The sequence below is a fragment of the Bradyrhizobium australiense genome (assembly GCF_013114825.1).
Classification (GTDB): Bacteria; Pseudomonadota; Alphaproteobacteria; order Rhizobiales; family Xanthobacteraceae; genus Bradyrhizobium; species Bradyrhizobium australiense.
Map to the genome: position 1 here is coordinate 306,787 of NZ_JAAVLX010000006.1, position 24,648 is coordinate 331,434.

The 24,648-nt window shown below is 63.3% G+C and carries 25 protein-coding genes, 1 tRNA gene and 1 riboswitch; of the genes, 15 read left to right on the top strand and 11 right to left on the bottom strand.

Annotated elements, in window-relative coordinates; translation table 11 throughout:
• Nucleotides 1–6 precede the first annotated feature (6 nt).
• Nucleotides 7–606, bottom strand: a complete 600-nt coding sequence (locus tag HCN58_RS20120; RefSeq protein ID WP_171581119.1) for a thiamine pyrophosphate-dependent enzyme — start codon at nucleotides 604–606, stop codon at nucleotides 7–9.
• Nucleotides 603–1,169 (bottom strand): thiamine pyrophosphate-binding protein, encoded by a 567-nt coding sequence (locus HCN58_RS20125; RefSeq protein WP_171581120.1) that lies wholly within the window; start codon nucleotides 1,167–1,169, stop codon nucleotides 603–605. Before HCN58_RS20125 ends, HCN58_RS20120 begins: the two co-directional genes overlap by 4 nt.
• Before the next feature lie 192 nt (nucleotides 1,170–1,361).
• On the opposite strand from HCN58_RS20125, the gene HCN58_RS20130 reads away from it, so the two are divergent.
• From HCN58_RS20130 to HCN58_RS20140, 3 genes are all read left to right on the top strand, one after another.
• Nucleotides 1,362–2,042 carry an RNA polymerase sigma factor gene (locus tag HCN58_RS20130; RefSeq protein WP_171581208.1) on the top strand — a complete coding sequence of 227 codons (681 nt, stop codon included), beginning with the start codon at nucleotides 1,362–1,364 and terminating at the stop codon, nucleotides 2,040–2,042.
• A 261-nt stretch (nucleotides 2,043–2,303) separates the two neighbouring features.
• Nucleotides 2,304–2,825 carry a DUF4142 domain-containing protein gene (locus tag HCN58_RS20135; protein WP_171581121.1) on the top strand — a complete coding sequence of 174 codons (522 nt, stop codon included), beginning with the start codon at nucleotides 2,304–2,306 and terminating at the stop codon, nucleotides 2,823–2,825.
• 10 nt (nucleotides 2,826–2,835) lie between these two features.
• Complete coding sequence (locus tag HCN58_RS20140) at nucleotides 2,836–3,156, top strand: cupredoxin domain-containing protein (RefSeq protein WP_171581122.1); 321 nt, start codon at nucleotides 2,836–2,838, stop codon at nucleotides 3,154–3,156.
• A gap of 41 nt (nucleotides 3,157–3,197) precedes the next feature.
• On the opposite strand, the gene HCN58_RS20145 is transcribed toward HCN58_RS20140, so the two are convergent.
• The 3 genes from HCN58_RS20145 to HCN58_RS20155 all read right to left on the bottom strand — a co-directional run bounded on the left by HCN58_RS20145 (nucleotide 3,198) and on the right by HCN58_RS20155 (nucleotide 6,101).
• A complete protein-coding gene (locus HCN58_RS20145; protein ID WP_171581123.1) occupies nucleotides 3,198–5,273 on the bottom strand; it encodes a methyl-accepting chemotaxis protein in 2,076 nt (691 codons plus the stop codon).
• A 168-nt stretch (nucleotides 5,274–5,441) separates the two neighbouring features.
• Nucleotides 5,442–6,005 carry a hypothetical protein gene (locus tag HCN58_RS20150; RefSeq protein ID WP_171581124.1) on the bottom strand — a complete coding sequence of 188 codons (564 nt, stop codon included), beginning with the start codon at nucleotides 6,003–6,005 and terminating at the stop codon, nucleotides 5,442–5,444.
• Between the two features lie 22 nt (nucleotides 6,006–6,027).
• A tRNA-Gly gene (locus HCN58_RS20155) sits at nucleotides 6,028–6,101 on the bottom strand.
• A gap of 143 nt (nucleotides 6,102–6,244) precedes the next feature.
• Between HCN58_RS20155 and HCN58_RS20160 the strand changes: the two genes are divergently transcribed.
• From HCN58_RS20160 to HCN58_RS20180, 5 genes are all read left to right on the top strand, one after another.
• Nucleotides 6,245–6,823, top strand: coding sequence for a methylated-DNA--[protein]-cysteine S-methyltransferase (locus HCN58_RS20160; RefSeq protein ID WP_171581125.1), 579 nt, complete (start codon nucleotides 6,245–6,247; stop codon nucleotides 6,821–6,823).
• Nucleotides 6,824–6,832: 9 nt separating this feature from the next.
• A complete protein-coding gene (locus tag HCN58_RS20165; RefSeq protein WP_171581126.1) occupies nucleotides 6,833–7,672 on the top strand; it encodes a helix-turn-helix transcriptional regulator in 840 nt (279 codons plus the stop codon).
• Between the two features lie 47 nt (nucleotides 7,673–7,719).
• The gene (locus HCN58_RS20170) at nucleotides 7,720–8,079 is read left to right on the top strand and encodes a VOC family protein (RefSeq protein WP_171581127.1); all 360 of its coding nucleotides are present in this window, start codon (nucleotides 7,720–7,722) and stop codon (nucleotides 8,077–8,079) included.
• 172 nt (nucleotides 8,080–8,251) lie between these two features.
• Nucleotides 8,252–8,665 carry an SRPBCC family protein gene (locus HCN58_RS20175; protein WP_171581128.1) on the top strand — a complete coding sequence of 138 codons (414 nt, stop codon included), beginning with the start codon at nucleotides 8,252–8,254 and terminating at the stop codon, nucleotides 8,663–8,665.
• 102 nt (nucleotides 8,666–8,767) lie between these two features.
• Nucleotides 8,768–8,959, top strand: coding sequence for a hypothetical protein (locus HCN58_RS20180; RefSeq protein ID WP_235983769.1), 192 nt, complete (start codon nucleotides 8,768–8,770; stop codon nucleotides 8,957–8,959).
• A 96-nt stretch (nucleotides 8,960–9,055) separates the two neighbouring features.
• On the opposite strand, the gene HCN58_RS20185 is transcribed toward HCN58_RS20180, so the two are convergent.
• Nucleotides 9,056–10,498, bottom strand: coding sequence for an MATE family efflux transporter (locus HCN58_RS20185; protein ID WP_171581130.1), 1,443 nt, complete (start codon nucleotides 10,496–10,498; stop codon nucleotides 9,056–9,058).
• A gap of 207 nt (nucleotides 10,499–10,705) precedes the next feature.
• On the opposite strand from HCN58_RS20185, the gene HCN58_RS20190 reads away from it, so the two are divergent.
• From HCN58_RS20190 to HCN58_RS20210, 5 genes are all read left to right on the top strand, one after another.
• Entirely contained in the window at nucleotides 10,706–12,043 is a 1,338-nt protein-coding gene (locus HCN58_RS20190; protein ID WP_171581131.1) for a PQQ-dependent sugar dehydrogenase, read from the top strand.
• 130 nt (nucleotides 12,044–12,173) lie between these two features.
• A complete protein-coding gene (locus HCN58_RS20195) occupies nucleotides 12,174–13,409 on the top strand; it encodes an acyltransferase family protein (protein WP_171581132.1) in 1,236 nt (411 codons plus the stop codon).
• 13 nt (nucleotides 13,410–13,422) lie between these two features.
• Nucleotides 13,423–14,556: an ABC transporter permease gene (locus HCN58_RS20200; protein WP_171581133.1), complete on the top strand. Its 1,134-nt coding sequence runs from the start codon at nucleotides 13,423–13,425 to the stop codon at nucleotides 14,554–14,556.
• Entirely contained in the window at nucleotides 14,553–15,287 is a 735-nt protein-coding gene (locus tag HCN58_RS20205) for an ABC transporter ATP-binding protein (protein ID WP_171581134.1), read from the top strand. The genes HCN58_RS20200 and HCN58_RS20205 overlap by 4 nt, the downstream gene beginning before the upstream one ends.
• Before the next feature lie 14 nt (nucleotides 15,288–15,301).
• Complete coding sequence (locus HCN58_RS20210) at nucleotides 15,302–16,198, top strand: alpha/beta hydrolase (protein WP_171581135.1); 897 nt, start codon at nucleotides 15,302–15,304, stop codon at nucleotides 16,196–16,198.
• 24 nt (nucleotides 16,199–16,222) lie between these two features.
• Here HCN58_RS20210 and HCN58_RS20215 read toward each other — a convergent pair whose 3' ends face one another.
• A complete protein-coding gene (locus HCN58_RS20215) occupies nucleotides 16,223–17,374 on the bottom strand; it encodes a 2'-deoxycytidine 5'-triphosphate deaminase (RefSeq protein WP_210266073.1) in 1,152 nt (383 codons plus the stop codon).
• 78 nt (nucleotides 17,375–17,452) lie between these two features.
• Nucleotides 17,453–17,532: riboswitch (SAM riboswitch) on the top strand.
• Between the two features lie 70 nt (nucleotides 17,533–17,602).
• Between HCN58_RS20215 and HCN58_RS20220 the strand changes: the two genes are divergently transcribed.
• Nucleotides 17,603–18,796 carry an O-succinylhomoserine sulfhydrylase gene (locus tag HCN58_RS20220; RefSeq protein ID WP_171581137.1) on the top strand — a complete coding sequence of 398 codons (1,194 nt, stop codon included), beginning with the start codon at nucleotides 17,603–17,605 and terminating at the stop codon, nucleotides 18,794–18,796.
• 135 nt (nucleotides 18,797–18,931) lie between these two features.
• Here HCN58_RS20220 and HCN58_RS20225 read toward each other — a convergent pair whose 3' ends face one another.
• The 3 genes from HCN58_RS20225 to HCN58_RS20235 are packed head-to-tail and all read right to left on the bottom strand — an operon-like array spanning nucleotide 18,932 to nucleotide 21,975.
• Entirely contained in the window at nucleotides 18,932–19,960 is a 1,029-nt protein-coding gene (locus HCN58_RS20225) for an SGNH/GDSL hydrolase family protein (protein ID WP_171581138.1), read from the bottom strand.
• Between the two features lie 15 nt (nucleotides 19,961–19,975).
• The gene (locus HCN58_RS20230) at nucleotides 19,976–20,737 is read right to left on the bottom strand and encodes an SGNH/GDSL hydrolase family protein (RefSeq protein WP_171581139.1); all 762 of its coding nucleotides are present in this window, start codon (nucleotides 20,735–20,737) and stop codon (nucleotides 19,976–19,978) included.
• Nucleotides 20,734–21,975 carry an OpgC domain-containing protein gene (locus HCN58_RS20235; RefSeq protein ID WP_171581140.1) on the bottom strand — a complete coding sequence of 414 codons (1,242 nt, stop codon included), beginning with the start codon at nucleotides 21,973–21,975 and terminating at the stop codon, nucleotides 20,734–20,736. The genes HCN58_RS20230 and HCN58_RS20235 overlap by 4 nt, the downstream gene beginning before the upstream one ends.
• Before the next feature lie 244 nt (nucleotides 21,976–22,219).
• On the opposite strand from HCN58_RS20235, the gene apaG reads away from it, so the two are divergent.
• The gene (apaG, locus tag HCN58_RS20240) at nucleotides 22,220–22,612 is read left to right on the top strand and encodes a Co2+/Mg2+ efflux facilitator ApaG/CorD (protein ID WP_171581141.1); all 393 of its coding nucleotides are present in this window, start codon (nucleotides 22,220–22,222) and stop codon (nucleotides 22,610–22,612) included.
• 889 nt (nucleotides 22,613–23,501) lie between these two features.
• Here apaG and HCN58_RS20245 read toward each other — a convergent pair.
• Nucleotides 23,502–24,506 carry an Hsp33 family molecular chaperone gene (locus tag HCN58_RS20245; RefSeq protein ID WP_171581142.1) on the bottom strand — a complete coding sequence of 335 codons (1,005 nt, stop codon included), beginning with the start codon at nucleotides 24,504–24,506 and terminating at the stop codon, nucleotides 23,502–23,504.
• Nucleotides 24,507–24,648 lie beyond the last annotated feature (142 nt).

The window sequence follows — 24,648 nt, forward strand, 5'->3', positions numbered from 1 at the left end:
TGCGCCTCAGTTGAAGAGCGCCTCGTCTCCCAGCACCGATTGCCGGAATCGCGTCGTCAGGATAACGCCATCCGCCGGCGGCATCACGAACACCAGCGCCTCGGGATTGATCTTGACCTGTGCGAAGGTCGTTCCGCGCCCCTCATGCGCGAGGTCGCGGAGTTCGGCGACTTCCGTCATCGTCCGGACGATGCGCGAGGTGCGGATGCCGCAGGCCGTGGCGATGCCGGCGAGGTCGACGCCGGAGGCGGTGGGGGTCTTTTGCATGCCGGTCTCGCCGAAACGCTCGTTGTCAAGGACGGCGATCGTAAGATTCTTCGGCGCTTCCACGCCGATCGTGGCGAGCGAGCCGACATTCATCAGCATCTCGCCGTCGCCGGTAATGACGAGCACCTTGCGCTTCGGTTGCGCCAGCGCCAGCCCAAGCCCGATCATCGAGGCGCCGCCCATCGCGCCCCAGAGCGGAAAATTGTTGGGATGGTCGCCGGCGGCAGAGACGTCCCAGTTCGGCGCGCCGAGCCCGGCGATGACGAGGAGATCGGCGCGGTCACGCAACAATTCGTTGACGACGTCGCGGCGATGCAGAAGCGCGTTCGGATTGCTCATTTGCGGGCAAGCTCCTTGAAGTTCTTGGCGCCGAGCACGCGCTGGCCGATCAGGACCGCGACCGGCTTCCAGGTATTGAACGCGAGGTTCGCCGCGCCCTGCACGGTGGAGGCGACGAGGTGCGGCTCATCGACCTTGTTCACGATCACGCCTATGGCCTCCAATGAGGGACGCGTGCCCTGCCCCATCGGGATCTGCCACGGATTGAACTCGCCCCAATCGCCGCGCATGGTGACGATCATCAATAGCGGCATGTGGCAGATGACGGGTAGCGACAGCATGTTGATGCAGTTGCCGACGCCGCTCGATTGCAACAGCAGCACGCCGCGCTCGCCGCCAAGCCACGCGCCCGCCAGCATCGCCACGCCCTCTTCCTCCGTCGTGAGTGTCACGACGCGGGTTTCCGGGTCAGCCTCGAAGGAACGGATCAGGCGGCTATGGCCGGCGTCCGGCACCATCGCGACCTGGCGAATACCGGCGTCTTTGAGCACGCGGTAGATCTCGTCCGGCCACGTCGGGAGCCGCTCCGGCGCCTCGGCGCGTGATTTTGCTGCTTCCGCCATCGGGCTCAATTTCCTCTGTAATTCCCGGGTTGATTGGCGTGCAGAATAGATCGCGGCGAGGGTTCGAGGAATTTGAATGTGGACATGGCTTCTATCGCAAAATTGAAAGGCTCGGTGGAGCAGTCGAAATATTTCGGGAACCTGCGCTCGCTTGCAGCATCCAACCCCAATACCCTGCTATTGGTGGACATCATGCGTCAGGCCCCCATACCGAATATCGCCCCCCTCGATACCGGCGACGCCGAGTTGGTGCGCCGTGTGCTGGCCCGCGACGAGGCGGCGGTACGCGCCATCATGCAAGCGAATAATCGCAGGCTGTATCGGCTCGCCCGCGGCATTCTGCGCAACGACGGCGAGGCCGAGGACGTCGTGCAGGAGGCCTATGTCCGTGCCTTTACCCATCTGGAAAGCTTTCGCGGTGATTCCAGCCTGTCGACCTGGTTGTCGCGGATCACCATGAATGAGGCGCTCGGCCGCCTTCGGCGCCAGCGTCCTGCCGTCGAACTGGACTCATTGCCGCAGGGCGCGCTGGAGGCCCAGATCATCCAGTTTCCTCTTGCCGCCGACGATCCGGAAAAATCCATGGCCCAGCGTGAAATTCAGCATGTCGTCGAACACGCCATCGATGAATTGCCGGAAGCATTCCGTCTCGTCTTCATCACCCGCGTGCTCGAGGGGATGAACGTGGAAGAGACCGCCGAAATTCTTGGGCTGAAGCCGGAGACAGTAAAAACCCGGCTGCACCGCGCCCGCACCATGCTGCGCGATATCGTCGAGAAGAAGATCGGCCCCGTAGTGATGGAGGCATTCCCCTTCGCCGGCCGGCGCTGCGAGCGGCTGACGGATGCCGTGCTGAAGCGGCTGGGATATTAGCGCAACTGACAGCGGTGGCTTGATCCTTCGAGACGCGCGCAAGGCCGCTCCTCAGGTGAGGTCTTCTATCTCCCTCGCCGAGCAATCCCTTTGACCCCCATGGTGAGGAGCGCGGCGAAGCTGCGCGACCCGAATCATGCAGGCCCGAATGCCGCCACGCGCTATCGTTTTTCGGGAACCTCTGCCCACCTCCTCCATCCAACTCCCGTGCAACCAACACGCGCCGGCCGTTCGCGCCGGGCGCCACAGGAGTGTCAAACCATGTTCATTCGATTGAGCGCGGCCATCGCCGCATTGAGCCTTCTTGGCAGCGCCGCGCTGGCGCAAGGCGCCAAGCCGACCGATCCGCAGATCGCGCATATCGCCTACACCGCGGGCGTGATCGATATCAATGCCGCCAAACAGGCGATCTCGAAAGCCGGCAACAAGGACGTCAAGGCATTCGCGGAAGATATGGTGCGGGACCATGAGGCCGTGAACAAGCAGGCGCTCGACCTGGTCAAGAAGCTGAAGGTGACGCCGGAAGACAACGACACCAGCAAGGCGCTGTCGAAGCAGGCCACTGACAAGCTCGCCGAACTGAACAAGCTGAAGGGCGCCGACTACGACAAGGCCTACGTCGCCAACGAGATCGCCTACCACAAGACCGTCAACAGCGCGCTGGAGACGCAATTGATCCCATCAGCCAGCAATGCCGAGTTGAAGAGCCTGCTGCAGACCGGCCTGAAGATTTTTCAGGGCCACCAGCAGCACGCCGAGCAAATCGCCGCCAAGCTGAAATAGGGAGCCCGCCATGCGTCCGGGACACTGTCTGCCTTTCATCGCCGCCCTGCTCCTTGGCGCGGCGGTCGTCCCGGCGCATGCGGCGACGATTCAAATCACGATCGATAATCTGGTGTTCGTGCCGGCCGAAATATCCGCCCAGGTCGGCGACACCATCGAATGGATTAACAAGGACGTGTTCGCGCACACCGCGACCGCACGCAACGGCGATTTCGATGTGACTACGCCGCCGAAGAAGACGGTGACGTCCGTGCTGAAGAAGGCCGGCAGCGTTGAATATTACTGCCGGTACCATCCGAACATGAAGGCGGTGCTGACGATCGCGCCGTAAATTGGTGTGGTCCGCGTTTGCCGCAAGGCGGGCAACGCGGCTCAGGCCGCGCGCACCGAGCTGAGAAACTTGCCGACCTCGCGCTTCAGCCGGTAGCTTTCGCCGGACAGCGATTTTGCGGCCGTGAGCACCTGGGCGGAGGCGGAGCCGGTCTCGCTGGCGCCGCGCTGCACATCGACGATGTTGGAGGAGACCTGCTGCGTGCCGTTCGCGGCCTGCTGCACATTGCGCGAAATTTCCTGCGTCGCCGCGCCTTGCTCCTCGACGGCGGCCGCGATGGTGGCGGCAATCTCCGACATCCGTCCGATGGTATCGCCGATCTCCTTGATGGCGCCGACCGATTCCTGCGTCGCCGCCTGGATGCCCGATATCTGCTGGCTGATCTCGTCGGTCGCTTTCGCCGTCTGTTCGGCCAACGCCTTCACTTCGGAGGCGACCACCGCAAAACCGCGCCCCGCCTCGCCCGCGCGCGCCGCTTCGATGGTGGCATTCAGCGCCAGCAGATTGGTCTGGCCGGCGATGGTATTGATCAGCTCCACCACATCGCCGATGCGGGCGGCAGCCTTGGCGAGCTCGGCGACGCGGCCATTGGTCTTCTGCGCCTGCTCCACCGCCTGGCTGGCGATGCGTGCCGAGCCCTGGACCTGACGGCTGATCTCGTTGACGGACGATGCCATCTCTTCGGTGGCGGACGCCACCGATTGCACATTGGTGGAGGCTTCTTCGGACGCCGCCGCAACCATAGTGGTCAGTTCTTCGGAACGCTCAGCGGTCGCCGTCAGCGTGCCGGCGGAGGCTTCCAGTTCGGTCGAGGCCGACGCTACAATCTCGACAATCTCGCCGATCATCGCTTCGAACTCGCTGGTGATCCGGTCGACGCGCTGGCTGCGCTGGATTTTCGCGTCGGCTTCCACTGCGGCGGCCTCGTCGGCGCGCTGCTTGGCGATAAGGGCGTCCTTGAAGACCTGCAGCGAGCCCGCCATGGCGCCGATTTCATCGGCACGCTCGATGGTCGGAATTGTGACGTCATGCCGGCCGGCGGCGAGTTCGCCGACCACGCCGGTCAGGTTTGCCAGCGGTGTGATCACGCGCCGGCGCAGCATTACGGTGACGCCGGCAAGCACGCAAAGCAACGCCACGACGGCAAGGCCCGCCAGCGCCAGCATCGTCAGCGCACCATCGCGCGCAGCACTTGCGCGCTCGGCGGCTTCCGCGAGCGCCGCATCGCGCACCGCGAAGAAGGCCTGCACCGCCGGCACGATCGCGCTGGCGAGTTGATCGGAGTTGATCGCGTATTTGCCGTCGGCGCGCCCGGCCGCCATCTCCTTTTCAAGCCATGGCGCGGCCTTGCCGAAATAGCCCTCGACCGCATCGTTCATCGCTGTCGCAAGACGCAGCGGACTGCCGATCTGATCGACGCCGGCCTCGATCCGCTCGCGGTCGAGATCGACGCGGCCCTGGGCGCGGTCGGTGATGGAGATTTCAGCCGCCGTCAACGGCCGGCGCGTGCTGATCGCAAGCGACATCGTGGCGGCCCGCCCGCCGGCCGAGATCCGCAAATCCTGGGCGGTACGGGCAATGTTCAACAGCGCCGTCAGCGATGCATCGGCCATCGCCACTTGGTTTTCCAGCCGGTTCAACAGCGGCTCGAGAACCCCGACCACCGCGGCAATGCCCGGCAGAAAACCCTTGATCGCCGCCGGATCGCGCCCGCTCATCGGCAAGCTCAACGCACGATCGCTCGCCGCGCGAACCTCGGCAAGCTTGGCCGCCGCCTGACTTAGGCCCTGGACGATCGCCGCGCCATCGCTGAGCGCGCCGACGACCATCCGCGCCTTGGCGAACGCTGCATCGGCGGCCAGCACCGCTTTTGCCGCTCTCTCCATCTGCGCGGGCGTCGCGGCCGTTTCTTGGAACAATGGACCAACATAAGGCGCCCGATAGCCGGCGACCTGCTGGCCAACCGCCAGCACGGCGCCATAGGCCTCCACGGTCTTGATCGCCTCGCTCTTGCTGGCAAAGGTGCGGTATTGCGGGACCAGAACCCCGGCGCCAAGGACAACCGCGAGGACCGTCACCGAAAGCATCGAGAGTGCAAAAAGCCGACCGATCCGCATTTTTTGTTTCCGCTCTGCCAGGAGAAGCGGGCAACGTAACCAGGGCGAACTAAGGCCGGCTTAAATCGAGGCTGGTAGTACTACGGGGCTGGCGTCTCAAATTTCGCGGTGCGGATGGCGATCAGCATGCATCTCCTTGACTGAGCAATAGAACGGGCCAGCGGGACGTCAGGACTGCCGCAGGATCATCGCGAGCCGCACTGCTACCGCCGCCTGCCATACCGGATAGAGGAACGAGACCTGATCGAGCCCAAGCGCATCGTCGAGCGCCAGCAGCGTGCCGGCCAGCGCACCCGTGATCAGCATCGGCCACCACGCCGTAACCTTGCGCGGCCCCGCCGGCAACAGCGCAATACCGAACGCCATCAAGGCCGTGCCGACCAGACCACCGGTCAGGCCGGCGAGAAGATACCGCATTACCCGCGGCGCATCTCCGGTATTCCCCTCGACGAGGATCGCGGCATGCACGGCGCAGACGAAGGCGACCATGGTGACGACGGCGGCGACCAGCGCCGCCCACCAGCGATTGCGGCTGAAGCGGCCAACCAAAATGAACACGAGCACAGCGAAGGGTACCGCGACCAGCGAAATACGAAACTGCCCGCTTGGGCCGGCGATCCTGTCGATCAGCAGCGACGACAACGGCGTGAGGATGCCGGTTATGACGCCGCCCGCGGCGATCATCAGCAGGTCGTTGCGGGAGGTGTCCGTGGAAGTGATCGCCTGGGTCAACGCTCACCTCGCTTCAGCAATTTGGAGCGGGCGAAGGGAATCGAACCCTCGTATGCAGCTTGGGAAGCTGCCGTTCTACCATTGAACTACGCCCGCGGGTCGTACCCCATGATTAGCCGACCCGGCGCGATCCGCCAAGCTGTTCCGTTCGCCGTCCCGCCTCACTGTTAACTTTCCCAAAATTCCAGATGCGATTCATCCGGCCGGTGCTATGATTCGCGTTTGGGGCTGGGTGGCGTATGACGGGGCGTGGCTACACCATTTTTGATACGGGGATCGGGCGCTGCGGGATCGCATGGAGCGCAGCGGGAATTATCGGCGTGCAGCTCCCCGAAGTCCGCGAGATCGACACGCGGCGGCGGCTCTATCAGCTCTATCCTGATGCCCGCGAGCTTCGCCCTCCGCCGAACGTCCAAATCGCGATCGAGGGCATCATCGCGCTGTTGCGCGGGGCGCCGTGCGATTTTGCCGACGTCGCGCTGGATATGACCGGCATTCCCGTCTTCAACCAGCGCGTCTATGCCTATGCGCGTGCGATCCCACGCGGCGAGACGCGGACCTATGCGGAAGTAGCGGCCCACCTTCGCGCTTCAGGCGCGATCTATTCGGTGGCGCAGGCGATCGGCAGCAATCCCTTCATGATCATCGTGCCGTGCCATCGCGTGCTCGAAGCCGGCAATTATGCCGATAAGATCTCGCCGCATGGCGGGGCTATTTCAAAACGCCGGCTGCTCTCGATCGAGGGCGCCAGCCAGACCTCCGGCAAGACGCTGTTCGACGTGCTGCTGCCGGTTGTACCGCCGCGCCCGCATCCTTAAGTAGGCGGAATGATCGCGACTACGCTTCTTGAACGCAAATCCATATCCGTCTTCGACTTTCGCTGCACCGCGGGACCGGGTGACAAGCCGTTCGCGGAGCAGCACGGCGGTCACTCGATTTCCTATGTGCGCAAAGGCAGTTTCGGCCTGCGCAGCCGTGGCAAGTGCAGCGAACTGGTGGTGGGATCGGTGCTGATCGGTCATCCCGGCGACGAATATACCTGTACCCACGAGCACGTCTGCGGCGACGAATGCCTGTCGTTCTTCTTTGCTCCCGAGTTGGTGGAAACCATTGGCGACAGCCGGGCGCCGTGGCAGATCGGCTCCGCGCCGCCGCTGCCGGAACTCGTCGTGCTCAGCGAACTCGCACAGACGGCAGCAGATGGCAGCAGCGATATCGGTCTCGACGAGATCGGTCAGGTGCTGGCGAGCCGATTTGTCGAACTGGTGTCCGGTAAGCCGCGCAAATCCGGTCCTGATGCGGCGCGCGATCGCCGCCGGGCGGTGGAAACCGCGCTGTGGATCGACGCCAACTCGCACCATCAGATCAATCTGGAGGACGCCGCCGCGCAAGCCGGGATCAGCCCGTTCCACTTCCTGCGGCTGTTCTCGCAAGCGCTCGGCGTCACCCCGCACCAATATCTGGTGCGCTCGCGGCTGCGCCATGCCGCGCGGCGCCTGGCCGACGACGACAGCCCGATTACCGATATCGCCTATGACGTCGGCTTCGCCGACCTCTCCAATTTCGTCCGCACGTTTGGCCGCGCCGCCGGCGTCTCGCCGCTCAAGTTCCGGCAAGCCTCGCGGGGCATGCGCAAGATTTTCCAAGAACGGCTGGCCCCCCAATAGTTAGGCTTTCTCCAGGCCGCGTTTGCGCGCTTCCAATGGAGAATATCATGTACGACCACATCGGATTACGTGTCGGCGACCTCGACGCCAGCGTGCGCTTCTATACGGCAGCGCTCGCCCCCTTAGGCTTCGTGCTCTGCTCGCGCGACGATTCCGGCGCTGGCTTTGGCCCGAAGGGCGCGCCCGCGCTCTGGCTGCATCTGCACAAGGGACCGGCCGCCACCGGCGCGCATGTCGCGTTCCGCGCCAAGGATCATGTGGCGATCCAGAAATTCCACACCGAAGGGTTGAAGGCCGGCGGCCGCGACAATGGTGGCGCCGGGCTGCGGGCGGACTATAGCCCGACCTATTATGCGGCGTTTTTGATCGACCCCGACGGCAACAATGTCGAGGCGGTTTGCACGTAGCATTGCTCTCTCCACGTCATTGCGAGGAGCGCAAGCGACGAAGCAATCCATGCCACAGGCAGGCGGAGAGATGGATTGCATCGTGGAGCCTGTCATCGGGCGCGCATTCGCGCGACCCGTTGGCTCGCAATGACGGCTGAACGTCAATCGCCTTTCAAAAGGACTAATCACCATGGCTTCCATCCACAAAGAAATCCTCATCGATGCCAACCCTGCCGATGTCTGGGACGCACTGCGCGATTTCGGCGCGCTGCATACCCGGCTGGTGCCCGGCTTCGTCACCGATACCAAGCTCGACGGCGACGCGCGCATCGTGACCTTCTCGAACGGCACGGTGGCGCGCGAAATCCTGGTCGATTGCGACGACAGCAAACGGCGGCTGGTCTATGCCATCGTCAGCGAACGTATCAAGCAGCACAGCGCCTCGGCACAGGTCTTCGCCGAAAGCGACGGGCGCACCCGCTTCGTGTGGATCGCCGACGTGCTGCCGAACGAGATCGCGCCCTATATGGACGGGCAAATGGACCTGGGCCTCCTCGCGATGCAGAAGGCGTTAGGTCGCAATGCGGCTCAACGGGCCCTATAGCAACGTGATCCTTATAGATTGGCTCCCTGCCCGCTCTTACCCACGCTCCATGCGTCCGAACGGCGCCGCGCCCGCGGCCGCCGGCGCATGAGGAGCAGGGCCATGACGGGAGCTGACAAGGTGGTGTGCCAGGCGGCCACGCTGCTGTTGCTGTTCACCCTGACGTCGACGCCGGCAAAGGCGCAATTTGCCGGCTTCGGCGGCGGCGGCGAGCTGATGAGCATGGTCCCGCAACTGACGCGCATTGCCAATGTCCGCGGTGGTCGTCACGGCCGGCGGCGAGGACGGCGGTAGCCGCCACCGTGATTGCGAGGAGCGCGAGCGACGAAGCAATCCATATCTCCGCGAGTGGAAAGATGGATTGCTTTGCTTCGCTCGCAATGACGATCGTTACAATAGCGCCGGCTTGACCGCAGGCGCAGGCTGCGGCTTCGGCCCCCAGCGCGTCAGGATCACGCTGGCGCACGACAACACGCCGAGCAGCACCATGGAGGCAGCGGCGAGCATGAAGAAGTTCTGCGCGGTGGCGTCGTGCGTCGACAGCCACCAGCCACCGGCGCCGATGAACAACAGCCGCGCGGTCTGCGCCATGACTGGGCCGATCACCTTGGCCGCGCCCTGCGACGAAAAATACATCGCCGTGGCAAGGCCGAGGAAGGCGTACATCGGCGCCGCCGTCGACAGATATTGACGGCTGGCAGCGCGCACGCTCGTATCATCGGTGAAGAGGTTGACCCAGATGTCGGGGAAGATTGCGATGAAGGTTGCGAACGTGCCGACCGAGGCAAATGCGACGAGTCCCGACGTCCAGGCAATCTTGCGGGCCCGCGCGATGCGCTGCGCGCCGACGGCCATGCCGACCATCGGCACCGAGGCGATGCCGACCGCAAAAGAGATCGACGTCAGCATGAATTCGAGCCGCGCACCGATGCCGTAGCCGGCGAGGACTTCGGTGCCGAAGCTCGCCAGCATGTGGGTGAAGATGCTGATCGTCAGCACCGACTGAAGCGGCGAAAAGCAGGCGATGGCGCCAACTTTCAAGATGTCGATGAACATCGCCCACCGAATACGAAGGCCCCTAATCTTGGGAACGATGCGCGCGCGGCCCGAGAACAGGTACCATGTCATCACGGAGATGCTGATCAGGTAGGCGATCAGCGAGCCGGCCGCGACGCCGCGCATGCCGAGTTGCGGGATCGGGCCAAAGCCCAAGCCCAGTGTGCCGCCGAGAATGATCTGGCAAATGGCCGACGAGAGCATCATAAGCGACGGCAGCTTCATGTTGCCGGTGCCGCGCAAAATGCCGGACATCGTATTCATCAGCCACGGCACGACGGCGCCGCCGAAAAAGATTTGCGTGTAGGCGATCGCCTGGGTCAGCACGTTGCCGCGGCCGCCGAGCAGTTCGAGCAGTTTGGGGCCGAAGATCAGCATGCCCAGCATGAAGGTCAGCCCGAAGCAGAACCCGATCAGCAGCGCATGCGCGGCCAACGTCGAGGCGCGGTCGAGGTCGCCGGCGCCGAGCGCACGCGCGATGGCGGAGGCCACGCCGCCACCCATCGCCCCGCCCGACATGGTCATGGTCAGGATCACGGTGGGAAACACCAGCGCCATCGCGGCCAGCGACTCCACGCCGAGCCGGCCGATATAGGAGGTCTCGGCGATGACCACGCAGGTGCCCGCGGTGAGCGCGATGGCGTTTGGCCAAGCCAGCCACAGCAACGTGCGCAGGATCGGGCCGTCGAGCAGCGCGTTTTTCACCGGCGCCGCTGGTGGCGGAAGCGGACGCTCATCCTCGTCTACGGGAATTTCGGCAACGCCGAGATCGGACATTTATGCTCCCCGCGCGCGGGCTTGGATGCCCGCGGCGCGCTGCTTCGTAGCATGGCGGAAGCTGATTCCACGTGCACGGGGCGCAATGGGGGCCTGCGGGATTGCGGAGCGGGCCTTCGGTCAGCCGTTTCACAGGGAATTCACGCCGGAACACGAACGTTCGGGCCGGCACTGCATTGTAAGGGCGATATCCCGGAGAACCCTGCCATGCGCAAGACCCTCCTCCTGGCCATCTGCGTCAGCGCATTGGCGCTGCCGCTGGCCGCCTGTAACGACCCCAGGGACACCGCGACCGTGGCGCAGAGCTATGGTCCCTCACCCAACCTGCCGCCGCCGGAACATTCCTGGATCCCGACGGTGGATATCGCAACCGTCAAGCGATGGCCGAACGGCGCCACGCCGACCGCCGCAAACGGCATGACCGTCAGCGCCTTTGCCCTCGACCTTGACCATCCGCGCACCGTCTACACGCTGCCGAACGGCGACGTGCTGGTCGCCGAGAGCAACGCGCCGCCGAAGCCGGACGACGGCAAGGGCATCAAGGGCTTTATCTACAAGCAGGCACAGAATTGGGCCGGCGCGGGCGTGCCCAGCGCCAACCGCATCACGCTGCTGCGCGATGCCGACGGCGATGGTGTTGCCGAGCTGAGAAGCACCTTCATCAGCGGGCTGAATTCGCCGTTCGGCATGGTGCTGGTCGGGGAGGATTTCTACGTCGCCAATTCCGATGCGATCGTCAAATTCCCCTATCATGAGGGGGATACCAAGATCACCGCGCCCGGCGTGAAGCTGGCCGACCTGCCCGCCGGCACGCTCAATCACCACTGGACCAAGGACCTGACTGCAAGCCCGGACGGCACAAAGCTCTATGCGACCGTCGGCTCCAACAGCAACGTCGGGGAGAACGGCATGGATGCCGAAAAGGATCGCGCGGCGGTGCTGGAAGTCGATCGCGCCAGTGGCCAGTGGCGGGTGTTCGCTTCGGGCCTGCGCAATCCGAACGGCCCCTCATGGAATCCGCAGACCGGCGAGCTCTGGGTAGTGGTCAACGAGCGCGACGAGATCGGCAACGATCTGGTCCCTGATTACATGACGTCGGTGAAGGACGGCGCGTTCTACGGCTGGCCATACAGCTATTTCGGCGACCACGTCGACACCCGCGTCGAGCCGCGACGGCCCGACCTGGTGCAGAAAGCGATGGCACCGGACTATGCGCTCGGCGCGCATACGGCCTCGCTCGGGCTGACCTTCAACACCGGCGATCTGTTTCCGCCGGAAATGAAGAACGGCGCCTTCATCGGCCAGCACGGCTCATGGAATCGCAAGCCGCGGTCGGGCTATAAAGTGATCTTCGTGCCCTTCAAGGACGGCAAGCCAGCGGGCCCGCCGCAGGACGTGCTGACCGGCTTCCTGAACGACAAGGGCGAGGCGCAAGGCCGCCCGGTCGGCGTGCGGCTCGACAAGCAGGGCGCCCTCTTGGTTGCTGACGACGTCGGCAACACGATCTGGCGCGTGACGCCGGCGGCGAAATCCGCGTCGCGGTAGCGGACGCCCCTCTCGCTTGGACAGCGCGGCGACGCTTCCGTGCCGGCGGATAGTTCCGCCCGTTATCGGGAACGAGCGCGCCGGCTCCACGTTGACCCCTGCCGGTTCCCAAGTCAGGTGGGATCGCAGTGTGGACGGATTTGCCGTGTCACAGGTCAACGTGCCCCTCAGCAACTTGCGCGCGATCACCATCATTATCGTGGTCGCGTTTCACTCCGTACTGCCTTACCTCGCATCGCAACCGGCTTATCCATTTCCGTTCGACGCACCGCCCTATCGCTGGATTGCATTCCCGATCCTCGATAACGAGCGCTGGTTCGGATTCGACCTGTTTTGCGCATGGCAGGACGTCAGCCTGATGTCGCTGATGTTTTTGCTGGCGGGTTTGTTCACGCCGTCCAGCCTCGGCCGCAAGGGTCCCCGCACCTACACGTTGGAGCGTTCGTGGCGGATCGGCCTGCCGTTCGTTCTCGCGGTCGGCGTTCTCAGCCCGCTCGCCTACTTCGCGTCCTATCGGCTGACCGCAGCCGATCCCTCCTTCAGCGCCTTTTGGCAACATTGGCGCGCGCTTCCGATGTGGCCTGCCGGCCCGCAATGGTTCTTGTGGCAGATCTTTCTGCTGGGGGCGGTTGCGGCCGCACTGCACGCGTTCGCCCCGCATTGGCTCAAGACGTCAAGCGCGCTCGTCGCCCGCGTTGCGGATCGCCCGCTAATGTTCTTCGTTGGGCTCGCGGCGCTCTCTGCGCTGGCTTATGTGCCGCTGGCGATGGCCTTTACGCCGTGGGAATGGACCTTTCTCGGCCCATTTTCATTCCAGCTCAGCCGCCCGCTGCACTATATCGTCTATTTCTTCGCAGGATTTGCTATCGGTAGCCACAGGCCCGAGCACAGCTTGCTGGGTCCCGGCGGCCCGCTGGCGCGTCATTGGCTCGTCTGGCTTGCCGCGGCCGTGGTTAGCATGTCCGTATGGGGCGGGCTCACGTCGCTGACCCTGCCGGAGTGGCAGGCAGCCGCGCTGGTCTCTCGCCTGGCTTCGGCGCTCGCGTTTCCAGTTGCTTCCGCGGCTGCCACTCTGTGTCTGCTCGCGATCTGTCTTCGGCTGCTGCAATCGCGCGACCGCCTGCTCGATAGCCTATCCAGCAATGCCTACAGCATTTATCTGGTGCATTACATCGTGGTGGTGTGGCTGCAATACGCGCTGCTTGATGTCCACCTCAATGCGATCGGCAAGGCGATGATCGTTTTTGCCGCTGCGCTCACGTTCAGTCTGGCTGCAAGCGCCGGAATGCAGATCGCAATGAGAGCGCTCATTTCGCGTCATTCCGAGCCGCAAGACGAAAGAGCCATCGCCAATCAACCGCGATAAAACGAGTGCCGACATGTCGCTGGTACTGACACTTGCGTCCCGCAACCTGTTCCACGATCGGCTTCGCTTCGTCGCGACCATGGTCGGGATCGTCTTCTCGGTCGTCCTCGTCATGGTCCAGATGGGTCTGTTCCTCGGATTCGGCCGAATGGTCACGACCATGATCGACCATGCCTCGGCCGATCTGTGGATCCTGCCCAAGGGCGCCAAATGCTTCGAGGACCCTTCGCTCATCGATGTCAAGCTGCGTGACCGCGTTGCAACCATGGACGGCGTGAGTTCGGCGGTCCCGCTGGTGATCGGATTCTCGGACTGGCGCTTGGAAAGCGGTGAATTGACGCCGGTCTTCATTGTGGGAGCCGACCTGCGCGACGGCAGTCTGCAGCCTTTCAATGTGGTGGACGGCAACGTGCAGGCGTTGACGCAAGGAGCGAACGTTGCGGTCGACCGCTCCTATTTTGACAGGCTTGGCATCAGCGGCGTCGGCTCCACCGCGGAAATCCGCGGCCGCAAGGTGCGCGTGGTTGCGGTCACTGACGGAATCCGCTCGTTCGCCACAACGCCGTACGTGTTTGTCGACTTGAAGAATGCCCGCAATTACACCGGCACGCCGCGCGATCGCGCCAGCAGCGTTCTGGTCCGGCTGAAAAGCGATGCCGATCGAGAGAAGGCGCTCAGCGAAATTCGCGCGCAGGCCGGCGATGCAGAGGTTCTTACATCGGACGATTTCCGCAGCCGTAGCCGGTCGTTCTGGCTGTTTGGCACGGGGGCCGGAGCAGCGCTGTTTGCCGGCGCATTGCTCGGAGTGATCGTCGGCACCGTGATCGTCGCGCAGACGCTTTACTCCAGCACCAAGGATCATCTGAATGAATTCGCCACCCTGCGTGCGATGGGCTCCTCGAACGGCTATATCTACACCGTGATCATCTATCAGGCGCTTATCAACGCCGTGATCGGGTTCGCCATCGCCGCGGGAATCGGCTCCATCGTCGTCCAGATGACCGCCAAAAGCGCATTGCCGATCGTCGTCACGCCATGGCTGATGGCGGCGTTGTTCGCCCTCACCGTCGTGATGTGCGTCGCATCCGGAATCGGAGCGATTATCCGTGTCGTCCGTATCGATCCAGCCACGGTGTTCATGCGATGAATGATTACGTAGTCGAAGCCAACGCGGTCGAAAAGACGCTGGGTCGCGGCGCCGGCGAGGTGCACGCGCTGCGCGGCATCGATCTCTCGCTGCGCCCGGGCGAGTTGACATTGCTGATGGGCCCTTCGGGGAGCGGCAAGACCACGCTCTTGCTGGTCCTCGGATGCATGCTGACGCCGACTTCAGGCAGCGTTACCGTGTGCGGCACGTCGATATCCAACGCCGACAAGGAAGCGCTCGCCAAGATTCGGCGCGAGCATGTTGGTTTCGTATTCCAGTCCTATCACCTGTTCCCGACGCTGACCGCGACCCAGAACGTGCAATTGGCGTTGGACATTCGCGGCGAGCATGGCAAGCGCGCGGCGCAGAAGTCGCGAGAAGCCCTTGCAATGGTCGGGCTTGAGCAAAAGATGGACAGTTTGCCGGGCGGGCTCAGCGGCGGCGAACAGCAGAGGGTCGCGATCGCGCGCGCGCTCGTCGCAAACCCTTCCGTCGTTCTTGCCGACGAGCCGACCGGGGCACTAGATGGAAACAACGGTCAGAGCATCATGCGCATTCTCGCCGATACCGCGCATGGCCGCGAGCGCGCGGTGCTGGTCGTCACCCACGATCCCCGCGTGATCCCGTACGCCGATCGCATTATCGAAATTGAGGACGGTCTCATCGTGCAGGAGCGTCCCGGCGAGACCGACCGCCCGCGCATGCCCAAAGCCGTGCCGTTCAGGGCCTGAGTGCAAGGGCCGCCATGAGCCTGCGGGCCGAACTTTTGCGCATCGGTATTCGCATGTTGCTCAAGCGGCGCGGCGGAAGTCTCGACGTCGAGCAATGGCGGCGGAACATGCGCGCGATGGAGCGGTTCGTGCCGCACCCGCCCAGCCGGAGCGCAACAGTCGAGATCGAAGCCGGTCGGGTGAGATTTCACCGCGTCACCACGCCGGCATCGCGGCCCGAACGTAACGTGCTCTATCTCCACGGCGGCGCCTATGTTTCCGGCGCGCCGATCTATTACCGGCACTTCCTCTGGCGGATTGCCGACGCCTTGCAAGCCCGCGTCTGGGCGCTCGAATACCGCCTGGCTCCGGAACACGCATTTCCGGCAGCGCTAGAGGATGCCGTCGAGGGCTATCGTTGCCTGGCCCACCACGCTGCCGATATCCGTCAGTTGTTCGTGGTGGGAGATTCCGCAGGCGGCGGCCTGGCGCTGGGCCTGCTGTTGAGGCTCCGTGACGACGGCAAACCGCTTCCTGCCGCGGCCGTCGCCTTGTCGCCCTGGACCGATCTGGCCCTTACCGGCGCCTCGCTGAGGACGAATGCTGCAGCCGATCCGATGCTGAACGTCGAGGATCTCCCTGATCTGGCGAAGCTCTATCTCGCCGGAGCCGATCCGCGTACACCCCACGCTTCGCCGCTCTATGGCGATCCCGCCGGATTGCCGCCGGTGCTTATTCAAGTCGGCAGCGATGAAATTCTCCGAGACGACGCTGTCCGCATGGCGGAGAAGCTGCGGTCGCACAATCCGCGCAGCAGAATCGAGATCTGGCGCCGGATGCCGCACGCCTGGCAATTGTTTGTGCCGGTGCTGCCGGAGTCCCATCAGGCAATTGCGCAGATCGGAGCATTTGTCTCCGAGATGCAGCGCTGACACGAAGCGTGGCCTCGTTGGCGGTCACACTCGGAAATGCTTGGAGAGCTTCAACCCCTGCGCCTGATAGTTCGAGCCGATGCGCTGGCCGTACATGGCGTCGGGCCGCGCCAGCATTTTCTCGTAGACCAGACGCCCGACGATCTGGCCGTGCTCGAGGATGAACGGCACCTCGCGCGAGCGCACTTCGAGCACGGCGCGCGCGCCCTGCCCGCCGGCGCCGGCATAGCCGAAGCCGGGGTCGAAGAAGCCGGCGTAGTGCACGCGGAATTCGCCGACCAGGGGATCGAACGGCACCATTTCCGCGGCGTAATCCGGCGGGATCTGCACGGCCTCTTTCGACGCCAGAATATAGAATTCGCCGGGATCGAGGATGAGGCTACCGTCTGATCGAGCCGGGATCGGCTCCCAGAATTCGTCGACCGCGTAGCCACCGCGACGGTCGATATCGACGACTCCCGTGTGGCGCTTGGCGCGGTAACCAACGAAGCCCTTTGTGTTTTCACCGGAGAGATCGACTGACAGAGCGACGCCGTTGGCGAGGTCGGCGTCGTCGATATCGACCAGCCGCTCGGCGCCGTGCAGGGCGTCGAGTTCGTCGGCATCGAGGATGGCATCTCCGGCGCGGAAGCGCATCTGGCTGAGCCGCGAGCCCTCGCGGAGCAATACCGGAAACGTCTTCGGGCTGATCTCGGCATAGAGCGGGCCGTGATAGCCGGCGCCGATCATGTCGAAGCGGCGGGTGCCGTCAGCGATCACGCGGGTGAAGACGTCAAGCCGCCCGGTCGAACTTTTGGGGTTGGCGGCGGCGACGATCTCCGGCGGCAGCGCAAGGCTTTCCAGAAGCGGCACGATGTAGACGCAATTGGTCTCCAATACCGCACCGTCGGAGAGATTTATTTCGTGCAACTTCAGCTCGTCGATGCGCTCGGCGACGGTGGCGCCGGGACCAGGCAGGAAGCTCGCGCGTACCCGGTAGGCGATGTCGCCCAGGCGCAAATCGAGGCTCGCCGGCTGGATCTGGCTTTCGACAAACGGATAGGCCGGCAGGATGAGCCCCGCATCCGCCATCGCTGCGATCATGCGGTCGGGCAGAATTCCATTGGCGTCGGGCGGAAGCGTAAACGGCACGGCGCGATCCTCTGAGGTGGCCCCTTTCGGATGCCCAAATCTCATCCAAACCCCGTAAATATGAGCTTTTAGGGGTTATCCGATGGCCGCCTTGACTGAAAGGGCGCAAGCGAATATCAGCATGACTTATCCCGTGGTGATTTGAGCCGGCCGGCTTGCAGCCACGTTAAATAAATAGCTAAACAGGCCGGGGACACGTGTGATCCCGGCCTGTGGAAATTTTTCCAGGCCGGTTTTTTGTGACCATTTTCCTGTGGTCACGGCGGAGGTCACATGTCTGAAGTTGGTACTACCAAGCGCTATCGTCCCGAAACCAAGCTGGTCCATTCCGGCACCCTGCGCTCGCAGTTCGGCGAGACGTCCGAGGCGCTGTTTCTGACCCAGGGCTACGTGTACGACAGTGCGGAGCAGTGCGAGGCGCGTTTCAAGGGCGAGGATCCCGGCTTTATCTATTCGCGCTATTCCAATCCCACGATTGCGATGTTCGAGCGCCGCATGATCGAGCTCGAGGGCGCGGAAGCCGCTCGCTCCACCGCCACCGGCATGGCCGCGGTGACGACAGCGATCCTCGCGCCGCTCAGAGCCGGCGATCACGTGGTCGCCTCGAAAGCCCTGTTCGGCTCGTGCCTTTACGTCGTGCAGGACCTCCTGCCGCGCTACGGCATCGAAACAACGCTGGTCGACGGTCTTGATCTCGACCAATGGCAGCGCGCATTGCGGCCCAACACCAAGACTTTCTTTCTGGAGAGCCCGACCAATCCGACGCTCGATGTGCTCGATATTCCGGCGATTGCCGATATCGCGCACAAGGGCGGCGCCCGGCTGATCGTCGACAACGTCTTCGCCACGCCGATCTGGCAGAGCCCGCTGTCGCTCGGCGCAGACGTCGTGGTCTACTCCGCAACCAAACATATCGACGGTCAAGGACGCTGCCTCGGTGGCACTATTCTCTCGTCCGAAGCCTTCATCGCAGAGCATATTCACAATTTCATGCGCCAGACCGGGCCGTCGCTGTCGCCCTTCAACGCCTGGGTCCTGCTCAAGGGGCTGGAGACGCTTGGCGTGCGGGTACGCGCGCAGACCGACAACGCGGCGAAAATCGCCGAGGCGCTGGCGAGCCATCCGAAGATTTCGCGATTGATCTATCCGGGCCGCGCCGATCATCCGCAGGCGGCATTGGTGAAGAAGCAGATGCGCGCAGGCTCGACTTTGGTCGGCTTCGAGGTCAAGGGCGGCAAGGCGGCCGCATTCCGCGTCCTCAATGCGTTGCAGATCTCGCGCATCTCCAACAATCTTGGCGATGCCAAGAGTCTCGTCACCCATCCTGCGACGACCACGCATCAACGGCTGACGCCGGAGGCGCGCGCCGAACTCGGCATCAGCGAGGGCTTTATCCGCTTCTCGGCCGGGCTCGAACATCCGGATGATTTGATCGAGGATTTTGAGGCCGCGCTGGAAAAGGCGTGAGTTCGCCACGACACTATCGTCGTCCCTACGAACGCAGGGACCCATAACCACATCGTGAGTTAAGCAGGGCGTCTGTCACTGCCTCTCATCATTGAAGCCGCGGCGTATGGGTCCCTGCGTTCGCAGGGACGACAGTTACATCGGCCGATAGGCGCGCACGTCCGACGGCACGGCAACGCCGAGCTTGATCTGGCCGACCGACTTGATGATGTCATCGCCGAGCAGTTGGGCGAAGCAGGCGTAGCCCCAGTCGCTCATGTGCAGGCCGTCGGCGATCACGAAATTCTCGATCGGGATCGCCTGGCGCTCGTGCCAGTCCTTCATCACCGCGAAGCGCGGGAAGACGCCGACCTTGCGAAGTTCGGCTGTCTTGTTCAGCAGCTTCATCATCTTGCCGGCGCTTTCGGCGTGCTCGTTGACCCGCGGCGAATATTGCGGATCGATCAGCACGACGTCGGAACCAACAGCCTGAATGCGCGTGATGCCTTCCTCGACGAGCTTGGCAGTCTCGGCGGGATCGAGGTTGCGCAGCACCGCATTGGTGCCGACTTGCCAGATCACCAGATCCGGGTGCAAGTCAATCACGGCCGTCTGCAGCCGCTTCATCATTTCCGAGGCGTCCTCGCCGCCCTTGCCGGCATTGACGACGGAGATGTCGGCCGTCGGATATTTGCGGCGTAGCTGCGCCGCGAGCCTGTTCGGATAAGTGAATTCCGGTGAACTGGAGCCATACCCCTGGGTCGACGACGATCCGAAAGCGACGATCACCACTGGCTGACCGGCGACGAGCTTGTTCGCGACACGCGGCAGCGATCCCATCGATTTGGAAACGCCCTTCGGCGGCAGGCAGGGAACGCGGCTGAAGATGTCGCCGGCCGATCTCGCGACTTCCTTCACCTTGTCGATCGCTTTGCCGGTGACGCCCTTCTGGGCCGTCGGATTGGCGGCAGCCGTCGGCGCGGCCTGCGGGGCACTTTCAGCCGAGGTGTTCCGTTCCGTCTTGTTTTCAGACTTTGCGCTATCGGACAGCGCCGCTTGCTGGCCGGCCTGTTGCGGAGCCGTCTGAGCGTGCGACTGTAACAGCGAGGCAGGCATCAACAGCGCAAGGCCCGCGGCCGCGACGGTCAGCAATGTCGAGAAACGAAAAGGGCAGTGAGAACTCATTAACGCTAGTCCCTACTAATTCTGCTGCGCCTGGTCGAGGCGGGCCGCATCGAGCACGAATTTCGACAGCGCGCGGCCGAGGCAGGCATGAACCCTCTTGGCCATGTCGGTGCCATGAAAGGTACTGAACAGGTCGAAATCTCCGGCGTCGTTCCAGTGACGCATGATAGCGAACCGATCGAACAGCGGAACGTTATGCTGCTGGGCCACCACGCGCATATTATCTAGGTATGGTGGCGCCGAAATCATCGTTTCCGTGCGCGGGCTGTACTGCAGATTGACCAAAACTACGTCGGCTCCGGCGTTTTGCAGCGCAGCAACACCACTGTCGAGGGCGCCGCGAAAATCGTCGGGATCGACGGATCGCATAGCATCCACGGTTCCGGTCTGCCAGATGACCAAAGTAGGCCTTTTTGCTTCCACCAGCTTAACGATATTCGCGTCCACCTCCTCGGCCGTTTTCCCGTTCTGTAGTTCTACGGAGAGGTTGATCGGGATCGAGGGCAGCTTCTCCTTCAGGGCCGCCTGCAGCTTGGCCGGATAGGCGCTGGCCTCGGAAGACAGGATGGTCGATGACCGGCTCCCGACCACCAGCACGGTCAGCGGCCGGGCGTTCTTGACGGCCTCGGTCACCTTCGGAAGCGTGCTTTCAGTGGAGAGGAGATAGGGCGGAACCTCGCAGGCCTGGGGGGCGGCGTCCTGGGCGCGCGCAAAGCCGGCGGCTGCAAGGCCCGCAAGCAGCGCCAGGACCAGTGCAGCTCCCGAGCGGGGCCTCATGCGCTTCCTCCCGCCATGTCGGCATTGATAACCGGGCTTTTCGTTTTTGGCGCTCCTTTGTCCGCCGAATGCTTGTACCACGAAATCACCCACGCCACGCCCCACATGATGAGGATTCCGGTAAGACTGACCAGGGCGTGCGTGAGGGCACCCCCGCCAATTTCGGCCAGCACAAAGTGTCCTGCAAAGGCCAGGAAGACGCCGAGACAGAATATCTCAAGCGAATGCTGACCACACAGGATCAATGGTCGCAGCCAGCGCGATTTGAGGCCCGACCAACTCTTGGGCAGGAAGCGCACGGTGAGGGCCGCCAGCGCGAGAAAATGGGCAAACCGCAGCACGTCCAGATCGGTCTTGGTGATCGGATACATCCACTGCTCGAGCCGCTTGGGCATCAGGAAGCTGAGCTGCGGGATGTGCCAGGTCAGCGTGACGAAGAACGAGAACAGCAGATAGGCAACGCAAATCCACAGCGTCACCGGCGATGACAGGATGTGGGACATGCGCCGCGCACCGCCCAGCGCACACCACGCGCCGAATACGAACAGCAATTGCCAGGCGAACGGATTGAAGATCCAGAAGCCGCTCGGATAGGCCGTCAGGTACCAGTCGAACTGCCAGGTCAGCGCGTACAAAAGCACCGACAGCCCCAGCGACACGTCGGGTCGCCATTTCATCAGCCACAGGACGATGGGCAGAAACAGCATCAGCACGATATAGAGAGGCAGCACGTCCATATTGACGGGCCTGAATCGCAGCAGCAGCGCCTGGACGATCGTGACATCCGGCTGCTTGAGGAAATCCATGATGCCCATTTCTTCGCTGTAGAGCGGGTTCTCGAAACGGGTGGCGACGTAGGATATTTCCGCGAGAAAAATCGTGAACAGAAACACATGGGCGACATAGATCTGCCACACCCGCCGCAGGATGCGCGCGGTCGCCACCACGAACCCGGCTTCCAGCATCGCACGGCCGTAGACGAAGGCGGCGGTGTATCCGGAGATGAAGATGAAGATTTCGGCAGCGTCGGAAAATCCGTAATTGCGGATCGTAAACCAGGTCAGGATGTTGGTCGGCAGATGGTCGATGAAGATCAGCCACAGCGCCAGCCCGCGAAACAGGTCGAGCCGCAATTCGCGCTCGGCGGTGACCGGCAGAGCGATCGCCGGCGCGGCAGGCGCGGCGGCCGTGGCTTCGCTGCGAGGCGTTCCGGCAACGGGATCGGCAATGGACGACATCTGGCACCGTTTGGGCAGTTGAGCTTTACGCGTGCACTGTCCGGAAAAGATAATATCGGCCCGCAACTTGCACACCAGATACGTAAGGGATACGCAAGCGAAAGGTACGGGGCCGGGCAGCGCGGCTGCGCTCTAGAATGGAACTATGTTGAAACCGCGATGAAGCAAGCGGCAACCTCGCGGATTGGTTCCCCCGGCATTCCCGGCTATGATGCGAAACAGGATTTCCGAAAGCCCTTTCGCAATGTACCGCGCCGTCACCCGCCAGATCGAAGTCACCGTCGAACCGAACTTCCTCCCCGAACGCTCGTCGGTCGACAAGGGCCAGTATTTCTGGTCTTACACCATCGTCATCACCAATACCGGCGTCGAGACCGTGCAGCTTCGTACCCGGCACTGGATCATCACCGACGCCACCGGCCGCAAGCAGGAAGTCCGCGGCGAAGGCGTGGTTGGCGAGCAGCCTGTTTTGGCGCCGGGCGAACGCTTCGAATATACCAGCGGCGTGCCGCTGCCGACCGCCTCGGGTTTTATGAGCGGACGTTATCAAATGGTCAGCGAAAGCGGCGAACATTTCGAAATTGACGTGCCGACGTTTTCGCTCGACAGCCCGGATAACCGGCGGGTGTTGAATTGACGAGCGTTCGCGCTCGTCATGCCGGGCTTGACCCGGCGATCCATGTTTCTTCGCATGACTCTTCCGAGGGTGATTGGATGCCGGGTCAAGCCCGGGCATGACGAATGTGTTTGCCGTGGCCTATCCCCGTCATGGCGAGCCAACGGGTCGCGCGAATGCGCGCCCGATGACAGGCTCCGCGAAGCAATCCACGCCTCAGCACGGGGATGATGGATTACTTCGTCGCTTCGCTCCTCGCAATGACGATGGATACAGTTTTACGATCTCGCGACATAAGCTGCCCGAGGTTTGCTTCAGAATTCCCGCCACCTGAATTCAGAGGGCGCAGGGAAGACCGGGTGCTGGCTGCACCCGCGGTCTCGTGTGCCAATGCGCATAAAGAGCACGCACACGAGCATACAGGTACAGCGGGAGCATCCCGGCCTTCCCTGCGCAATGGCTTTACGGCTTACTTCGAGCTCTCCCCTGAACGGCTTTCTTGCCACCGTCGCTTCAAGAAGGTTGCTTCTCGAGAACTTAGCGCCAGCACCGCGGCGCCAGGACCACACGACTTCGCCGTACGCTTCCTGCGCCTACGTCTTGCGCATTCAGCGTCCATCGCATCTCACCGCACGTTCGTGATGATCGCGAAGCGCCCCTCAGTTGCCGTGAGACGGGCGGAGTTATGCGGCTGATTTGGGTGAGAACGAAAGCGGAATATTTTTGCGCGAAGGGCTGGACAGGTTTTGGTGATTTGCCCGTCGGGCAGTCACATAAGAGATCACATATGCCAGTTGGTGGTCGGCAAGGTGGGCAAAGCGCAAGCGGGCCCACCATCAAGCAGCGCGATCGGTGATGGATGGTGGGCATGTGCTAGCGCTCCTTTGCCCACCCTACGACTGAACGCCGCCTACTCCTCCACGCCCGCTTCGTGCGGGGTGAACTGGTAGACCGAGGAGCAGAACTCGCAGGTCACCACCACCTTGTCGTCCTTGACCATCTCGGCGCGGTCCTTCGGCGCGAAGCTTTTCAGCATCGCGGAGACTGCCTCGCGCGAGCAGGAGCATTGCGCGCGCAAGGTGAGCGGCGAGAACACCCGCACGCCGCGCTCGTGAAACAGGCGATACAGCAAACGTTCGCCCGACAGATCGGGATCGATCAGTTCGACATCCTCGACGGTGCCGATCAGCGACTGACCTTCCACCCATGCGTCGTCTTCCGCCACCTGATGCGTCACCGCGCCTTCCGGCGCATCGCCCGGATGGAGGTCTGTCTGCCGCGCCCGCTCGGGCGCCTTCGGCAGAAATTGCAGCAGCATGCCGCCGGCACGCCAGCGATGCTTGCCGCCGTCGCCGCCGCGCCATTCCTCGCCGACCGCAAGCCGTACGCGGGTCGGGATCTGCTCGGAGCGCAGGAAATATTCATGCGCTGCGTCTTCCAGGCTGCCGCCGTCGAGCGCCACCAGCCCCTGGTAGCGGCTCATGTCCGCTCCCTGATCGATGGTCATCGCCAGATGGCCCTTGCCGAGCAGGGCGCCTGAATCCTGGCCGTCGTTCAGCCGCCGCGCGTCGTAGCGCGCATAGGCGCGCAAGCGATCCGGCGCCTGGAAATCCACGATCAGGAACGACACCGGGCCGTCGGTCTGCGTCTGCAAAATGAAACGGCCGTCGAATTTCACGGCCGAGCCGAGCAGCGTCGCCAGCACGATCGCTTCACCGAGCAGTTTTCCAACCGGCGTCGGATAATCGTGCTTGGTCAGAATGTCGTCGAGCGCGGGGCCGAGCCGGGTCAGCCGTCCGCGCAGATCAAGCTCTGCGACCTCGAACGGCAGCGCCGCGTCATCGACGGGAACCGACGAGGGCGCGCGAACGGGCGCCTCGCCAGCGATTTTCATGTCGGGGGATTGTGAAACCATGGCGCTGTATCTGGGGTCTGGGAGGGCAAAATGAAAGGGGCCATCCGTGTCCCGGATGCGGTGCAGCGTTTAGCGCTGCTCCGCAGAACCGGGATCCATTGTTGGGTGTTCGGCGTGGACCCCGGGCTTTGCAGCGCACCGC

Bases quoted from the DNA above. Each gene is read 5' to 3' on its own strand.
- HCN58_RS20170 (WP_171581127.1), top strand. From the start codon at position 7,720: ATGTACGACCACATCGGATTACGTGTCGGCGACCTCGACGCCAGCGTG.
- HCN58_RS20135 (WP_171581121.1), top strand. From the start codon at position 2,304: ATGTTCATTCGATTGAGCGCGGCCATCGCCGCATTGAGCCTTCTTGGC.
- HCN58_RS20175 (WP_171581128.1), top strand. From the start codon at position 8,252: ATGGCTTCCATCCACAAAGAAATCCTCATCGATGCCAACCCTGCCGAT.
- HCN58_RS20125 (WP_171581120.1), bottom strand. From the start codon at position 1,169: ATGGCGGAAGCAGCAAAATCACGCGCCGAGGCGCCGGAGCGGCTCCCG.
- HCN58_RS20235 (WP_171581140.1), bottom strand. From the start codon at position 21,975: ATGTCGTCCATTGCCGATCCCGTTGCCGGAACGCCTCGCAGCGAAGCC.
- HCN58_RS20230 (WP_171581139.1), bottom strand. From the start codon at position 20,737: ATGAGGCCCCGCTCGGGAGCTGCACTGGTCCTGGCGCTGCTTGCGGGC.
- HCN58_RS20140 (WP_171581122.1), top strand. From the start codon at position 2,836: ATGCGTCCGGGACACTGTCTGCCTTTCATCGCCGCCCTGCTCCTTGGC.
- apaG (WP_171581141.1), top strand. From the start codon at position 22,220: ATGTACCGCGCCGTCACCCGCCAGATCGAAGTCACCGTCGAACCGAAC.
- HCN58_RS20210 (WP_171581135.1), top strand. From the start codon at position 15,302: ATGAGCCTGCGGGCCGAACTTTTGCGCATCGGTATTCGCATGTTGCTC.
- HCN58_RS20205 (WP_171581134.1), top strand. From the start codon at position 14,553: ATGAATGATTACGTAGTCGAAGCCAACGCGGTCGAAAAGACGCTGGGT.
- HCN58_RS20220 (WP_171581137.1), top strand. From the start codon at position 17,603: ATGTCTGAAGTTGGTACTACCAAGCGCTATCGTCCCGAAACCAAGCTG.
- HCN58_RS20145 (WP_171581123.1), bottom strand. From the start codon at position 5,273: ATGCGGATCGGTCGGCTTTTTGCACTCTCGATGCTTTCGGTGACGGTC.
- HCN58_RS20120 (WP_171581119.1), bottom strand. From the start codon at position 606: ATGAGCAATCCGAACGCGCTTCTGCATCGCCGCGACGTCGTCAACGAA.
- HCN58_RS20245 (WP_171581142.1), bottom strand. From the start codon at position 24,506: ATGGTTTCACAATCCCCCGACATGAAAATCGCTGGCGAGGCGCCCGTT.
- HCN58_RS20190 (WP_171581131.1), top strand. From the start codon at position 10,706: ATGCGCAAGACCCTCCTCCTGGCCATCTGCGTCAGCGCATTGGCGCTG.
- HCN58_RS20165 (WP_171581126.1), top strand. From the start codon at position 6,833: ATGATCGCGACTACGCTTCTTGAACGCAAATCCATATCCGTCTTCGAC.
- HCN58_RS20130 (WP_171581208.1), top strand. From the start codon at position 1,362: ATGCGTCAGGCCCCCATACCGAATATCGCCCCCCTCGATACCGGCGAC.
- HCN58_RS20200 (WP_171581133.1), top strand. From the start codon at position 13,423: ATGTCGCTGGTACTGACACTTGCGTCCCGCAACCTGTTCCACGATCGG.
- HCN58_RS20180 (WP_235983769.1), top strand. From the start codon at position 8,768: ATGACGGGAGCTGACAAGGTGGTGTGCCAGGCGGCCACGCTGCTGTTG.
- HCN58_RS20160 (WP_171581125.1), top strand. From the start codon at position 6,245: ATGACGGGGCGTGGCTACACCATTTTTGATACGGGGATCGGGCGCTGC.
- HCN58_RS20185 (WP_171581130.1), bottom strand. From the start codon at position 10,498: ATGTCCGATCTCGGCGTTGCCGAAATTCCCGTAGACGAGGATGAGCGT.
- HCN58_RS20225 (WP_171581138.1), bottom strand. From the start codon at position 19,960: ATGAGTTCTCACTGCCCTTTTCGTTTCTCGACATTGCTGACCGTCGCG.
- HCN58_RS20215 (WP_210266073.1), bottom strand. From the start codon at position 17,374: ATGAGATTTGGGCATCCGAAAGGGGCCACCTCAGAGGATCGCGCCGTG.